We start from the raw sequence: 14,650 nt of genomic DNA, 5'->3' as shown, positions 1-14,650 counted from the left end.
AATGTTCGGCGAAAGCGCGCGAACGGCGCGTCGAATCGGTGCGTGATCCAACGCGTGAACGCGGCATGCAAGGCACCGCGGGATGCAGGAGCGACAGGAGAGTTCCCGGAGGAGGGCTCCGCAGGACGCGGAGACCACCGCGCCGGAGCTCAGAAGTCGATGCAGCGGCCGTTCTTTTCCCAGTCGCCGTAGCGGGTGGGGTCCGGACCTTCGCGGCCACCGATCTCGCGCGGCGCATCGTCAACGCGCGCAGGGCCGGTGGCAGGCACGTCGGCGGCGGGCGTGGAAGGCGGCTTCGCGGGCTCGGGGGCTGGCTGCACTTGGCCTATCATCTCGGGGCAATCAAGCTGCGGAAGGGTACTCCGCAGGCCCGGATGCCGCAAGACAACAAAGGTCGCAGACTGCCGTGAACGCCCTGTATTCAAGCCTTTCCGAGCCCATCACCGGCCCACTCAGGGGCTGGTCCGTGCTGCGCTGCGAAGGCCCGGACGCAGAGTCCTTCCTGCAGTCGCTGCTGAGTTCGGACGTCGCCACCCTGCAGCCAGGCTCGGCGCAGTGGAGCGCATGGCTCAATGCCAAAGGTCGCGTGGTCGCGCTGATTCTGCTGTTTCGGCACGAGTCCCAGTCATTCGATCTGTTGCTGCCTGACCATCCTGCCGACAGCCTGGCTGCCGAGCTGTCGCGCTTCGTCCTGCGGCGCAAGGCGCGGCTGTCGACGCTGTCAGACGCGCACATCATTGGCGGCATCCACACGCTTCCACCCGACAGGGCGGTGCGCTTCGCCGGGATGGACCGACGCTGGATCGAGGTTCGCCACAATGAGGAGCCCCGGACCCATGCCGCACTGGATCCGATCTGGAAGCGACTGGACCTCCTGGCCGGCGTGCCGCGCCTTGATGCCGAAGGCGGGAGCCACACCGCCCACATGCTGGGGCTTGATCGGCTGCAGGCGATCAGCCTCTCGAAGGGCTGCTATCCCGGGCAGGAGATCGTCGCGCGCACCCACTATCTCGGACAGAGCAAGCGCGGAATCGCCTGTCTGTACGCGGCCGACGGGGCGCCGCCGGCACGCGGCAGCGCCGTGCTGCGGGACGGTCAGGCGGTGGGCGAAGTGCTGGACGCCGCGCCGGTCGATGCAGGCGGCTGTCTGGTCCAGGCCGTGGCATCCGCCTTGCAGCCTGGCTCCGTTTACGACTGCGGAACGACTCGCGCCGAAGCGGTGGCACTGGCAGAACCGCCGATCCCACTCGCCTGAATCGGCGTCCAACGGCCATCCACGCGCCGTGGCCGGGTCGTACTGGCTCTGCTATACGGCTGAGTCCGGCCCGCCGCGGGCCCATCGACACCCAACAAGACCCGGGCAACAGGGTCGGTTGCAGCGACCACAAGGAGACAGCGATGACGAGGCACACAGGAGGGAGGATGGCCGTCCAAGGCGGCCGCAGAGCATGGCTGCAGGCGCTGTTCGCCCTGCTGATCACGATGGTTTCGGCCCCAGTCCTGGCCGACGAATTCAAGGTGGCCCTGGAGCCATCGTTTCCACCCGACCGCAATCAACAGATCTACCAGCCGCTACTCGACTATCTCGCAAGCGAAACGGGACACCGCTTCGTCGCGGTCACCGCGCGCAACTACAACTTCCACTGGCGTGACATCCGCCAGTCCAGCGGCATCGACTTCGCCTTCGAAGAGGCGCATTTCACCGATTACCGCGCGCAGCGCCAGGGCTTCCGTCCGCTGGCAAGACTCGCCGAGAAGACGGCCTATGCCCTGGTGGCCCTGCCGGAATTGGCCGAGGGCGGCATGGACGCGCTGGTCGGGCGTCGACTGGTGTCGATGACTTCGCCCAGCCTTGGCTACGCGCTGCTTTTCGAGATCTTCACCAACCCGATCGCGCAGCCCGACATCCGTTCCGAGGCGGCCTCCTGGCGCGATGGCGTCGAGATGATCTTCGGCGGCGAGGCCGACGCAGCCATGGTGCCGCGCTTCATTGCCGACATGTATCCGAACCTGCAGATCATGAGCACCACCCGCGACTTCCCCGGCATGGCCTTCTCGGCGGCACCGAGCGTACCCGAGGACGTTGTCGTCGCGGTGCGCGAAGCACTGCTCAAGCTGCACCAGAATCCGGATGCCTACCAAGCCTTGCTGGAAATCGGCTCCACCCGATTCGAGCCCGCCAGTGCCGCCGACTACCGCGGCCACCAGGAAATGCTCAAGGGCTTCTTCGGGTATCAGTGAGGCCGCCCGCGGGGACTCGGAGCGGAGCAAGCGGGAATCCGCTCAAGGCTGGCGGCGCTGAAGCGTTGCCGGCTTCTACGCGCCGGTGGCGGCAGGCACGGGCAGAGGTCGCAAAGCGTCCCAGCGAGCGCCCCAGCCAGGCCCCGATCCCAGCCCTACTTGGCGAGGGGCTCGGAGAAGGCCGCCGCCATTTCGCGGTAGAGCTCACGTTGACGCTCGCCGCGCGCCGGCGGTGCATGCACTTCCAGCAGCACGATCTGATCGCCCGGCGGCGTGCCGGGCAGGCCGCGGCCACGCAGTCGCAGCTTGCGGCCGGTGGTGCTTTCAGCCGGGATCTTGAGCTCGACCGGCCCGCCCAGGGTGGGCACGCTGAGGGTAGCGCCCAGCGCCGCCTGCCAGGGCATGACCGCCAGCCGATGGGTGATGGTGCGGCCGTCCACCTCGAAGCGCGGATGCGGGCGATAGGCGATTTCCAGCAGCAGATCGCGCCCCTGTCCGCCCTGCCCCGCCAGACGGATGCTCTGGCCTGGCTGGATACCGGCCGGAATCTTCACCTCCAGGGTGCGGCCGTCGACCTCTACGCGCTGGCGGCCGCCGGCGTAGACGGTTTCGAGATCGACGTCGAGCCGCATGCGTCGCTCGACGCGCGGTGCCGCCCCCGCACTGGTGCGGGCGCCGCGCGAGCGGCCCGCACCGAACAGGGACTCGAAGAAATCGCTGAAGCCGCCGCCACCGAACTCCTGACCGTCGTAGTCCCAGCCCGGCGGGGGTCGGAAATCCTGGCCCTGGCGGAAACCGCCGGCGCGCAGCTGCTCGTAGGCATTGCGCTTGCCCGGGTCCTTCAAGACCTCATACGCCTCGTTGATCGCCTTGAAGCGCTCCTCGGCTCCGGCCTCCTTGCTGACGTCGGGGTGATACTTCCGGGCCAGCCGGCGGTAGGCGGCCTTGATATCCGCGTCGCTGGCGCCCGGCTCCACGCCCAGCGTCTTGTAGTAGTCCTTGAACTCCATGGGGCTTCCGAAAGCTGTGTGCTGCTCACTCGAGTGGTCGGTCGCGGCGGTGCCCGCTGTGGACCCGCGGTCCGCGCCCGATCATGCAAAGCCCGCGGACCAGCCGCGGGCTCTGCAAGCTTAACCGCTGGACCGGCCTCAACCGGCGTTGACCGAGATCCGTCGTGGCGTGGTCTCGGGCCGCTTGGGAATGACGATCTCCAGCACGCCGTGCGCGCCCTTGGCCTCGATCCCATCGGGGTTGGCCGTATCCGGCAGGGCGAAGCGTCGATAGAAGCTGCCGCGCGAACGCTCGATGCGGGTGTAGTTCGCGCCTTCTTCCTTGGACTCGCTGCCGCGCTCTCCGCGGATCGAGAGGATCCCCTTGTCCATGTGGATCTCGATGTCCTTGGGATCGACGCCCGGAATGTCGGCCTCGATCACGAAGCGGCTCGGCTCCTCGCGGATGTCGACGCGCGGCGCCCACTGGCTGGTCACCACATTGCTCTGATCACCCTCGGTGGTCTCACCGAAGAATCGGTCGAACACCTGCTTCAGTTCGTTCTGCAGGCCGCTCTGAACGGCCCAGGGATAGCGGGACGTGCTCATGTCTCAACTCCTGCGGGTAACGGGCGGCACCGCGGCCGCCAACGCTGACAAAAGTGCGAGCGCGGCGCAGGATTTCAAGGGCGGGCGAATCGGGCGCGTTCAGCAGCAACCCGGCTCAGGGCTCACGTTCGAGCTCTACGATCTCGAACGCGTGCGCATGCCGCGCATCCGCCGGATGGCGGTTGCGCGCGCGCTCGATCCAGGCGCTCCGATCGAAGTCCGGGAACCAGGTGTCCGCGCCATCGACCAGGGTGTCCACCTCGGTCAGATGCAGGCGCTGCGCCTGCGGCAGCAGTTGTGCGTACAGCTCGCCGCCGCCAATCACCATCAGCACCTCCGCGTGGGCCGCGCGTGCCGATTCAAGCGCGGCATCAACGCTGGCGACCACCTGCATGCCCTCGAAGGGCGCATGGCCGCTGCGCGTGAGCACCAGGTTCAATCGCCCCGGCAGGGCGCGACCCAGCGACTCCGCGGTCTTGCGGCCCATCAGCAGCGGCTTGCCGAGCGTCAGCGCCTTGAAGTGCTTGAGGTCATCCGGCAGCGACCAGGGCAACGCATTGCCGAGGCCGATCGCCCGCGCGCGGTCCATCGCGACGACCAGTTCGATGCGCGGGCTCACACCGCCACCGGAGCCCTGATCGCAGGATGCGGGTCATAGCCCTCGATGGCGATGTCCTCGTAGCGGAAGGCGAACAGATCGCGCACTTCGGGGTTCAGCCGGAGCCGCGGCAAGGCGCGCGGGCTGCGCGCAAGCTGCTCGCGCGCCTGCTCGAAGTGGTTCGAGTACAGGTGCGCATCGCCGAGGGTATGCACGAAATCGCCGACCTCGAGCCCGCAGACCTGGGCCACCATGTGGGTCAGCAGCGCATAGCTGGCGATGTTGAAGGGCACGCCCAGGAAGATGTCGCCCGAACGCTGGTAGAGCTGGCAGGACAGCCGCCCTTGCGCGACGTAGAACTGGAACAGGCTGTGGCAGGGCATCAGCGCCATCTGCTCCAGCTCGCCGACGTTCCAGGCCGACACGATCAGCCGGCGCGAATCGGGGTTGCGGCGGATCTCGTCCAGCACCCAGCGCATCTGGTCGATCACCCGTCCATCAGCGGCCTGCCAGGCTCGCCATTGCTTGCCGTAGACCGGCCCCAGCTCGCCTTCGGCATCCGCCCACTCGTCCCAGATGCTGACCTTGTGCTCCTTGAGGTAGGCGATGTTGGTCTCGCCGCGCAGGAACCACAGCAGCTCGTGGATGATCGAGCGCAGGTGCAGCTTCTTGGTGGTGACCAGGGGGAAGCCTTCGCGCAGATCGAAGCGCATCTGCCAGCCGAACACCGAGCGAGTGCCGGTGCCGGTGCGGTCGGATTTCTCCGTGCCCTGTTCGAGCACGTGGCGCAGCAGATCGAGATAGGCCTGCATCCGAGTCTCCGTGATGTCTGTTCAGGCTGAGCGAGGCGTGGCCGCGCGCAGCGACAGCCCGATCAGCAGCAGCCCGACCAGCACCAGGGGAAGACTCAGCAGCATGCCCATGGTGAACCAGCCGAAGGCGAGGTAGCCGATGTGGGCGTCCGGCTCACGCACGAACTCCACGGCGAAGCGGAACAGCCCGTAGCCCAGCGCGAAGGCACCGGAGACCGCATAGCGCTTGCGCGGCCGGGCCGAGAACCACCACAACAGACCAAACAGCACCAAGCCTTCGAGGAAGGCTTCATAGAGCTGCGAAGGGTGTCGGGCAAACGCATCGAGCGCGCCCTGCGCATGCAGCCGCTGCAGCTCGGCCGCCGGCCGGTGCAGATATTCGCGCGGCAGTCCGCTCGGAAAGATCACTGCCCAGGCCACGTCGGTGGTGCGCCCCCAGAGCTCGCCGCCAATGTAGTTGCCGATGCGCCCGAACAGCAGGCCCAGCGGAACCAGCGGTGCGACGAAGTCGAGCGTCTCCCAGATCGAGCGCCCCTGCCCGCGCGACCACCACCAGACGGCTGCCATCACACCCAGCAGGCCGCCGTGGAAGCTCATGCCGCCCTCCCACACGCGCAGGATCGACAGCGGATCGGCCAGCACCTGCTGCCAGCCATAGAACACGATGTAGCCGAGACGCCCGCCCAGCACCACGCCGAGCATGCCGTAGAACATCAGGTCGCCGAAGGCCTGCTCGCTGACGCCAAAGCGGCCCTGCCGCAGTCGAAACCGGCCCAGCCACCAGGCGGCTCCGAAGGCGAGCAGGTACATGATCCCGTACCAGTGCACGGGCCAGCCGATCACGTTTACGGCGATCGGGTCGATCTGGTGGAGGTGGAAGTTCGACGCGCTCATGCGATCAGGCCGGCAGCACGCGGCAGACGTAGCCCTTCAGGTAATCTGTCTCGACGATGGCGGCGTGCACGGGATGGTCAGCGGACTGCTGCAGCTTACAGAGCACCTGCACCTGCCGATCGAGATGGCGCGCGCCAGCCTGGATAGCCTCCAGCAGGGCATCGCGGCCCATGTGGTAGCTGCAGGACGCGCTCACCAGCAGACCGTCGCGCTCCAGCACCTGCATGGCCATCTCGTTGATCCGGCGATAGGCCAACGCGCCTTCCTTGAAATCCTTGCGGCGCTTGACGAAGGCCGGCGGGTCGAGGATCACCACGTCCCACTTGCGGCGCTCCGCCCGCGCCTGCTTCAGGTACTCGAAGGCATCGGCGCAGACCGCTTCGACGGTGTCGCCGAAGCCGTTGCGGCGGGCGTTGTCGGCAATCTGCTCGCAGGCCGGGCCCGAGGCATCGACACAGGTGACCTCACGCGCACCGAAGCCGGCCGCGCGGATGCCCCAGGCGCCGACATAGCTGAAGACGTCCAGCACGCGCATGCCCGGCACCAGCTTGCGCAGACGATCGCGATTGTCCTGCTGGTCGAAGAACCAACCCGTCTTCTGGCCGTGCTGCACGTCCACCGCGAACTTGAGCCCGCCCTCGTCGACGATGACCCGCTCCGGCACCTCGCCGAAAGCCACTTCGACGTAGGACGGCAGCCCTTCGATGGCGCGCGCACCGCCGTCGTTGCGGAACAGCAGGGCGGCCGGGTTCAGCACCTTGCGCACGGCGTCCGCGATAGCGGACTTCATGCGTTCCATGCCGGCCGTGCCGAGCTGTGCGACCACGACATCGCCAAAGCGGTCGATGACGAGACCGGGCAGACCGTCCGACTCGCCGTACACCAGCCGGTAATGCGGCGTATCGAAAAGACGCTCGCGCAGGGCCAAGGCCACGTTCAGACGGTGCACCAGCAGCGAGCGGTCCAGCGCATGGCCGCCGCGGTCGAGCAGGCGCGCGCAGATCAGCGTCGAGGGGTTCACGTAGCCGGTACCCACCGGCTTGCCGCCGGCATCCAGCACGTGGACCGGACTGCCGGCTTCCATGGCCGTCAAGGGCGAACGCGCCACATCGACCTCGTTGCTGAACACCCACAGGTGGCCACCGCGGAGTCGGCGGTCTTCGCCGCGCTTCAGGATCAGGGCGGGGTAATCGGCAGCAGTCATTGCGGGGGTTTCCTTGATGCCGGCACGGAGCGCGGCGGGGTCAGGGCCAGACGCGCGGCAGAAGCAGCAGCGCCCAGCACAGCAGTACGTTCATCATCAGCACGAAGACCGCGGCCGAGCCCATGTCCTTGGCGCGGCCGGCGAACTCATTGTGCTCGGGGCCCATGCGGTCAACGGCCGACTCGATCGCCGAGTTGAGCAGTTCCGCCGACAGCACGAGCAGCAGGCTGCCGACCAGCACCGCGCGCTCCAGCGGCGTCTGTCCAAGCCACAGGCCGAGCGGGCCGAGCACGACGAACAGATAAACCTCGAGACGGAAGGAGGCTTCCAGCCGGAACGCCGCCGCCAGGCCCTGCATCGACCACTTGAACGCCTTCCACATGCCGCCGGGGCCGCGTGGGATCAGGGAGTTGACGCGGTCAGGCATGTGTCGCGAGGTCCAAGGCTGCAGCGGCCGCGAAGGCGCGGCAGGCCGGATAGTGTAGTCGGCCCGCCCGGCTTGGCGAAGCGCCGGCAGGCGCTACCATCCGCCACCGGCCGTCACAGCCCCGCGGCGCGCGCGTCGCGCATCCTCGAGTCCGCACTGACCACCACGGAGAACCGCAACGATGTTCGACCCCGAGCGACTACTGAAGCAGATGCTGGGCGGCGCCCTGGGTGGCGCCCTGGGCGGCGATCGCGGCCGCAAGAAGTACAAGTCGCGGGGCGGCATCGGCGGCGCCCTGGGCGGCCTGGGCACGGGCCAGAAGGCAGCGCTTGGCCTCGGCGCGCTCGGCGTGGCCATGGCCGCGTGGGAGCACTACAAGGGCCAGTCCACATCGCCGGCCTCAGCCGCGCCGACCGCGCAGCCGCTGCCAGCGATGAGCCCACCGCCTCCCCCGCCACCACCGCCGGCGCCGGCCGCCATTCCGGCACCGATACATGCGCAGCGGACGCTGGTCCCTGAGGCACTGCTGGTCATCCGCAGCATGATCGCGGCCGCCGCGGCCGACGGTCTGATCGACGGCAACGAGCGCGAGGCCATTCTCGGTCGCGCCCAGGACGCGGGCCTCGACGCCGATGACCTCGCCGCACTGCGCCATGAACTGGCCCAGCCGCTGTCCATGCCCGAGCTGCTGGCGCAGACCCCCGCGCATCTGGCGGCCGAGGTCTATGCCGCCGCGCTGATCACCATCAGCATCGATACCGAGGCCGAACGCCGCTGGATGCAGCGTCTGGCCGAGGGCCTCAAGCTCGATGATTCGCAGCGCGCCGAGCTCGACGCGCAGTTCGCTTCCCTTCCGCAGTAAAGGACGTCCCCATGCACGCTTGGTACCTCAGCTACGGCGGCCAGCAGACCGGCCCGCTCGACCACGCCGCCGCCGCCGCGCAGGCGCGGCAGAATCCCAACGGTCATTGCTGGCGCGCGGGCTTCGCCGAATGGATGCCGATCAGCGCCTGCACCGAACTCACCGGAGGCAGCACGGCGATGGCCGCACCCGTGGCGCCGCCTCCGGTCGGGCAGCGCAGCGCCGACGAAATCGATTACCAGGTCTTCGGCCACGACATGCAGTTCGTCGAGATCGAACTCGACCCCGGCGAGAGCGCCGTCGCCGAAGCGGGCGCGATGATGTTCAAGGACGCCCAGATCCAGATGGAGACGGTGTTCGGCGACGGCAGCCACAGCGGCCAGGGCGGCAGCTTCATGGACAAGCTGCTGGGCGCCGGCAAGCGCGTGATCACCGGCGAGAGCCTGTTCACCACGCTGTTCTCGAACGCGGGCAGCGGCAAGGCCAAGGTCGCCTTTGCCTCGCCCTACCCGGGCACCATCATCCCGCTGTCGCTGAAGAACTACGGCGGCCGCCTGATCTGCCAGAAGGACAGCTTCCTGTGCGCCGCACGCGGAGTCAGCATCGGCATCTTCTTCCAGAAGAAGATCATGACCGCGCTGTTCGGCGGCGAGGGCTTCATCATGCAGAAGCTTGAGGGCGACGGTCAGGTCTTCGTGCACGCCGGCGGCACCGTGGTCGAGCGCGAGCTCAAGGCGGGTGAGCGCCTCGACGTGGACACCGGCTGCGTGGTTGCGCTCTCGCAGACGGTGGGCTTTGACGTCAAGCCGGTGGGCGGCATCAAGTCGATGCTGTTCGGCGGCGAGGGCGTGTTCCTCGCCACGCTGACGGGCCCCGGCCATGTCTGGCTGCAGTCCCTGCCCTTCTCGCGCATGGCCGGGCGCATGTTCGCCGCAGCCTACCAGCGCGGCGGCAGCAAGGAGGAAGGCTCGGTGCTTGGCGGGCTTGGAGGTCTGCTCTCCGGCGATCGCGGCTTCTGAGCTCCTTCGACTGCGACAGGCGCCGCGGTCGCCGCGGCGCCTGTCGCGTTCTCGGCCGATGGATCCTCCCGAGAACGTTTCAACGCTGACGCTTCAGTCGGCTTAATTGGGCGTTGTGCGCCCGTCCGGATCGGACTCGTCCGCGAAGATCGCCACACCGCGCTCGCCCTCCACGGTAATCCAGCCGCGGTACATGCCTGCGGTATTGAAGGGCATGCGGATCGCCCCCTTGCCGTCAATGGCGATGACCCCGCCATCGCCGCCCAGCTTGGGCACCTCCTCCAGGAGCACGGCGTCGGCGGCAACCGCCAGCGTCTGCCAGCCGTAGCGCATTCGCGCGCAGATGTCGTGGGCCACCGAGAGGCGGATGAAGTACTCGCCCCAGCCGGTGGCGGAGACGCCGCAGCCCGCATCGGCGTACGTGCCGGCGCCGATGATCGGCGCGTCGCCGACGCGGCCCCAGCGCTTGTTGACCATGCCGCCGGTCGAGGTTGCCGCAGCGATGCGCCCGCCGTGATCGAAGGCCACTGCACCGACGGTGCCGAAATAGGTCGAAGCGGGCATCGCCGCCTGCGCCTTCTCGCGCTCCAGCACGGTCTGCAACTGCTGCCATCGCTGCTCGGTGCGGAAGTAGGACGGGTCGACCCGCTCGATGCCGCGCTCCCGGGCGAAACGCTCGGCACCCTCGCCGATCAGCATCACGTGCGGCGAATCGTCCATCACCCGGCGAGCGAGATCGATCGGATTGCGAACGGTGCGCAGCCCCGCGACCGCGCCGGCACGGCGCGTGCTGCCGTCCATGATCGACGCGTCCAGCTCGTTGTGGCCTTCGTGGGTGAATACCGCCCCCTTGCCGGCGTTGAAGTAGGGCGAGTCCTCCAGCACCTTCACGGACGCCACCACGGCATCGAGGCTGGCCCCGCCTTGCGACAGCACGGCGGCACCGGCGTCCAGCGCGCGATTCAGATCCTCACGGATGGCGGCATCGATCTCGGGCGTGATCGCCTCGCGCGTCAGGGTGCCTGCACCGCCGTGGATGACCAGGGCAAAGCGGTCTTCATCGGCCTGCGCGGCCAGCGGCAGGGCAAGCGTGAGTGCAAGAGCGAGACGCGAGCGACGAGCAGTCATGGCGTGTGGGCTGGGCTTGGAATGACGACGGCACCATCGCGGCTGCGCGGATTGTCGGTCAAGTGCCTATCGGATCGCCCACCGACACCGCTTCGCGACAGCCCTGTTCCGCCCGCCTCCCGCAAAAAGGAACCCAGGGGCCACGAAGAAAAGCGAAAGCCCGGCACGAGGCCGGGCTTTCGGGTGTTGCTCGCTGCGCGGGCGGATCAGTTCTGCACGTTCAGCTCGGTGCGGCGGTTCGTCTCGTTCTTGCACTCCGGCAGGTTCTGGCCGGTGGGCTGCAGCGGACGGCTCTCGCCGTAGCCGGTCGGGCCGACCAGACGCGAAGCGCTGATGCCATTGCTGGTCAGGAAGTCGTACACCGCCTGGGCGCGCGCCTGCGACAGGGTCTGGTTGTAGGCGTCCGAACCGCAGAGGTCGGTGTGGCCGGCCACTTCCACGCGCAGATCGCTGTACTGGCGCAGGATGCTAACGACTTCGTTCAGGGTGGCGACCGCGTCCGGGCGCAGAGTCGACTTGTCGAAGTCGAAGTTCACGCCGCGCAGGTCGATGGTGACCGGCACCGGGCAGCCGTCCGGACCCACGGTCTGGCCGGGGGTGCTGTTCGGGCACTTGTCTTCGCAGTTGTTGACGCCGTCGCCGTCGTCGTCCAGATCGGCGCAGCTGACCTGCGGGGCCGGAGCCGGGGCCGGAGCCGGGGCCTCGACCGGGGCTTCCGCCTTGGCGCCCAGCGGGAAGCTGACGCCCAGCGACATGACGCGGTCGGCGAACCAGTCTTCGTTGCCCACGCTCTCGCTGTCGAAGTCGAAGCGGGCACCGTACTCGGCGCGCACCATGGCGCGGCCGAAGTCGCGCTGGATGCCGACGCCCAGGTTCATCGCGAAATTGTTGCCCTTGATCTGCCCGGGGGCGCCGACGGGACTTTCGAACTCGCGCTCATGGCGCCACAGGCCAGCGCCCAGCGCCAGGTAGGGGCCCCAGTTGTCGCCCGCCTCGCGGAAGTGGTAACGACCCGTCAGACCCAGACCGTACTGGCTCCAGTTGAGCGAATTGCCGCGCAGCTGCGGGTTGGTGTAGCCAACTTCGGCGTCGAGCGACCAGTTCGGAGTGAAGAACTTGCCGAAGTTCAGGCCGAACTGGGCGTTGTCCTTCAAGCCGCGCACATCGTCGAATTCGACGATCCCGGCGGACGCGCCGACATACCAGCGATCATCGAAGTCCTGCGCGTTCACGGCGCCAACGAAACCGACGCCAGCCAGCAGCGCGCAGCAAAGGAGGTTCTTCTGCATTGGTGTTCTCCTGGAGATACGGGAATGCAACGGAGGACGAAGGCCGTCCAAGCAAAGCGCCGAACGAAGGCAGGCGCGGCGGGCGACACTCTAAGTCGACAGCATGACGCCCAAGTTAACGCATTTGTAACGAGGTTCGCAATTCACGGCCGCGAGCTCCGCCCCCTCACAGGGCCCATGCCGGACCTCCGGGTCAGCGCGAGACACGCGAGCCCGAGGGCCCGGCAGACATGTCGACGCAGCGGCAAGGCCATGACCCTTGCCCACCCGAAGCCCCTTGGGCATGGTGAGGGCCTGCACCCGAAGGGCTTGCCGCATGTTCCAGTCACCCTTTCCCAACCTGCTCAGCCCCTTGGATCTGGGCCATGTCCGCCTGCGCAACCGCGTCCTGATGGGCTCGATGCACACCGGCCTTGAAGACCGCGCGCGTGACTACCCGCGGCTTGCGGCCTATTTCGCGGCCCGCGCCCGCGGTGGCGTCGGCCTGATCGTCACCGGCGGTATCGCGCCGAACATCTCGGGATGGGTCAAGCCCTTCGCCGGCAAGCTCTCATGGCCGTGGGAAGTCCGCCGGCATCGGCAGGTCACGTCTGCGGTGCACGCAGAGGGCGCCCATATCTGCATGCAGATCCTGCATGCGGGCCGCTACGCCTATCACCCTCTCGCCGTCGCTCCGTCGGCGCTGAAGGCACCGATCACGCCCTTCAAGCCGCGCGCGTTGAGCGCGCGCGGTGTCGAAGCACAAATCCGAGACTTCGTGCGCTGCGCGCAGCTGGCGCGCGAAGCCGGCTACGACGGTGTCGAGGTGATGGGCTCCGAGGGCTACCTCATCAACGAGTTCCTGGCGCCACGGACCAACCTGCGGAACGACGGCTTCGGCGGCAGCCTGGAGAACCGCATGCGATTCCCGGTCGAGATCGTGCGTCGGACACGTGAAACGCTTGGCCGCGACTTCATCATCATCTACCGGCTATCGATGCTGGACCTCGTCGATGGCGGCAGCGGGTGGGAAGAAGTGGTCGCGACCGCCAAGGCGATCGAAGCCGCAGGTGCCAGCATCATCAACACCGGAATCGGCTGGCACGAGGCGCGTGTGCCCACCATCGTCACTTCGGTGCCGCGCGCGGCCTTCAGCGGGATCACCGCGCGCCTGCGCGGCGAAGTCGAGCTGCCGCTGGTGACGAGCAACCGGATCAACACGCCTGAGATCGCGGAGTCGCTACTGGCCTCGGGAGTCGCCGACATGGTGTCGATGGCACGCCCGCTGCTCGCCGACCCTGACTGGGTGAACAAGGCGCGCGCCGGACGCGCCCGCGCGATCAACACCTGCATCGCCTGCAACCAGGCCTGCCTCGATCACGTCTTCGAGAACAAGCCCGCGAGCTGCCTGGTCAACCCCATGGCCTGCCGTGAGACCGAGATCGTGCTGACGCCCGCTGCCCGACCCAAGCGTGTCGCCGTGATAGGCGCGGGTCCCGCTGGCCTCGCCGCGGCCTGCGCCGCCGCCGAACGCGGCCACCGGGTGGTGCTGTTTGAAGCGGGAACGGAGATCGGCGGACAGTTCAATCTTGCACGGCGGGTGCCGGGCAAAGAGGAGTTCAACGAGACTCTTCGCTACTTCAGCACGCGCATCGAGGAACTCGCCATCGAACTTCGCCTCGGGGTGCGCGTAGACGCAGCAAGACTCAGGGCCGAAGCGTTCGAAGCGCATATCGTGGCCACCGGCGTTCGGCCGAGAGTGCCGAGCATCCCCGGCATCGATCATCCGAAAGTCCTCGGCTACGCCGATGTGCTGCTGGGAGCGAAAGTGGGGAAGCGCGTCGCCGTCATCGGTGCCGGCGGTATCGGCTTTGATGTCTGCGAATTCCTCACCACACCGCATCCTTCACCGACGCTCGAACCGGCGCGCTGGCTGGACGAGTGGGGCGTCGACCTCACCTATACCGGAAGTGGCGGCCTCAAGGCGCCACAGCCTGAACCCTCGCCTCGCGAGGTATGGCTGCTCCAGCGCAGCAGTGGCAAACCCGGCGCGCGCCTCAACAAAACCACGGGCTGGGTGCATCGGGCCGCATTGAAGAGCAAAGGTGTCATCGCGCTGAGCGATGTCGAGTATCTGCGCATCGATGATCGCGGGCTGCACTGCAAGATCGAAGGGCAAGCACGAGTCCTCGACGTGGACAACATCGTGCTGTGCGCAGGCCAGGAATCGGTGAATTCGCTGCATGCCGAACTGCGCGCAGCCGGCATGCATGCGCAGCTCGTTGGCGGTGCGCTTCTCGCCGGCGAAGTCGACGCCAAGCGCGCGATCGAGGAGGGCGTACGCGCCGCGGCTGCACTCTGATGCAGGCCCGCATGCCACACATAGCTATTCAGAAGAACAGAAATGCAAGGCAGCTTTCGTTCAGGACTGAACGGAAGCATTCAGGCTGCGTTTACTTTTGAGCAGTACTCTCGCCACCAGTCCGCCCCGCGGTGCCCGGCCCGAACCGGGGGCGCGAACGTCCTCGTTGATCGTGCACAACGAACGTTCACATCCGTAAAGCGGCTGGCGACGAGGCGCCCTTCCTGCCCTCGCCAG

General features: G+C 67.7%; 15 protein-coding genes. 5 read left to right on the top strand and 10 right to left on the bottom strand.

Annotation, left to right across the window (positions count from 1 at the left end; translation table 11 throughout):
* Window positions 1-149 precede the first annotated feature (149 nt).
* Complete coding sequence (locus BLP83_RS18555) at window positions 150-320, bottom strand: DUF1674 domain-containing protein (protein ID WP_245679929.1); 171 nt, start codon at window positions 318-320, stop codon at window positions 150-152.
* 146 nt (window positions 321-466) lie between these two features.
* Here BLP83_RS18555 and ygfZ point away from each other — a divergent pair, with 146 nt between their 5' ends.
* Window positions 467-1,255, top strand: coding sequence for a CAF17-like 4Fe-4S cluster assembly/insertion protein YgfZ (gene ygfZ / locus BLP83_RS01990; protein ID WP_176763967.1), 789 nt, complete (start codon window positions 467-469; stop codon window positions 1,253-1,255).
* Between the two features lie 167 nt (window positions 1,256-1,422).
* Window positions 1,423-2,241 (top strand): phosphate/phosphite/phosphonate ABC transporter substrate-binding protein, encoded by an 819-nt coding sequence (locus BLP83_RS01985; RefSeq protein WP_176763966.1) that lies wholly within the window; start codon window positions 1,423-1,425, stop codon window positions 2,239-2,241.
* Between the two features lie 155 nt (window positions 2,242-2,396).
* Here BLP83_RS01985 and BLP83_RS01980 read toward each other — a convergent pair whose 3' ends face one another.
* The 7 genes from BLP83_RS01980 to BLP83_RS01950 form a co-directional block, all read right to left on the bottom strand.
* Entirely contained in the window at window positions 2,397-3,251 is an 855-nt protein-coding gene (locus BLP83_RS01980) for a DnaJ C-terminal domain-containing protein (RefSeq protein ID WP_091238150.1), read from the bottom strand.
* Between the two features lie 138 nt (window positions 3,252-3,389).
* Window positions 3,390-3,839: an Hsp20/alpha crystallin family protein gene (locus tag BLP83_RS01975; RefSeq protein WP_091238147.1), complete on the bottom strand. Its 450-nt coding sequence runs from the start codon at window positions 3,837-3,839 to the stop codon at window positions 3,390-3,392.
* 115 nt (window positions 3,840-3,954) lie between these two features.
* A complete protein-coding gene (locus BLP83_RS01970) occupies window positions 3,955-4,458 on the bottom strand; it encodes a dihydrofolate reductase (RefSeq protein ID WP_091238144.1) in 504 nt (167 codons plus the stop codon).
* Window positions 4,455-5,249 carry a thymidylate synthase gene (locus tag BLP83_RS01965; protein WP_091238141.1) on the bottom strand — a complete coding sequence of 265 codons (795 nt, stop codon included), beginning with the start codon at window positions 5,247-5,249 and terminating at the stop codon, window positions 4,455-4,457. Before BLP83_RS01965 ends, BLP83_RS01970 begins: the two co-directional genes overlap by 4 nt.
* 21 nt (window positions 5,250-5,270) lie before the next feature.
* Window positions 5,271-6,143, bottom strand: a complete 873-nt coding sequence (lgt, locus tag BLP83_RS01960) for a prolipoprotein diacylglyceryl transferase (protein WP_091238139.1) — start codon at window positions 6,141-6,143, stop codon at window positions 5,271-5,273.
* A gap of 4 nt (window positions 6,144-6,147) precedes the next feature.
* Window positions 6,148-7,347, bottom strand: a complete 1,200-nt coding sequence (locus tag BLP83_RS01955; protein ID WP_091238136.1) for a class I SAM-dependent rRNA methyltransferase — start codon at window positions 7,345-7,347, stop codon at window positions 6,148-6,150.
* Between the two features lie 40 nt (window positions 7,348-7,387).
* Window positions 7,388-7,774 (bottom strand): diacylglycerol kinase, encoded by a 387-nt coding sequence (locus BLP83_RS01950; protein WP_091238133.1) that lies wholly within the window; start codon window positions 7,772-7,774, stop codon window positions 7,388-7,390.
* Window positions 7,775-7,955: 181 nt separating this feature from the next.
* Between BLP83_RS01950 and BLP83_RS01945 the strand changes: the two genes are divergently transcribed.
* Together BLP83_RS01945 and BLP83_RS01940 are read left to right on the top strand one after the other, a co-directional pair.
* Complete coding sequence (locus BLP83_RS01945; protein ID WP_091238130.1) at window positions 7,956-8,636, top strand: DUF533 domain-containing protein; 681 nt, start codon at window positions 7,956-7,958, stop codon at window positions 8,634-8,636.
* Between the two features lie 11 nt (window positions 8,637-8,647).
* Complete coding sequence (locus BLP83_RS01940) at window positions 8,648-9,655, top strand: TIGR00266 family protein (protein ID WP_091238128.1); 1,008 nt, start codon at window positions 8,648-8,650, stop codon at window positions 9,653-9,655.
* A gap of 102 nt (window positions 9,656-9,757) precedes the next feature.
* On the opposite strand, the gene BLP83_RS01935 is transcribed toward BLP83_RS01940, so the two are convergent.
* Both BLP83_RS01935 and BLP83_RS01930 read right to left on the bottom strand, forming a co-directional pair.
* Window positions 9,758-10,783, bottom strand: a complete 1,026-nt coding sequence (locus BLP83_RS01935; RefSeq protein WP_091238126.1) for an isoaspartyl peptidase/L-asparaginase family protein — start codon at window positions 10,781-10,783, stop codon at window positions 9,758-9,760.
* Window positions 10,784-10,989: 206 nt separating this feature from the next.
* On the bottom strand, window positions 10,990-12,072 hold the full coding sequence (locus tag BLP83_RS01930; RefSeq protein ID WP_091238123.1) for an OmpA family protein: 1,083 nt from the start codon (window positions 12,070-12,072) through the stop codon (window positions 10,990-10,992).
* Window positions 12,073-12,388: 316 nt separating this feature from the next.
* Between BLP83_RS01930 and BLP83_RS01925 the strand changes: the two genes are divergently transcribed.
* Entirely contained in the window at window positions 12,389-14,413 is a 2,025-nt protein-coding gene (locus tag BLP83_RS01925; RefSeq protein WP_091238121.1) for an NADPH-dependent 2,4-dienoyl-CoA reductase, read from the top strand.
* Window positions 14,414-14,650 lie beyond the last annotated feature (237 nt).

The sequence above is a fragment of the Aquimonas voraii genome (assembly GCF_900101825.1).
GTDB classification, from domain to species: Bacteria; Pseudomonadota; Gammaproteobacteria; order Xanthomonadales; family Xanthomonadaceae; genus Aquimonas; species Aquimonas voraii.
Note: the sequence above shows the minus strand (reverse complement) of the source record. Positions and strands in the feature narration are given on the sequence as shown.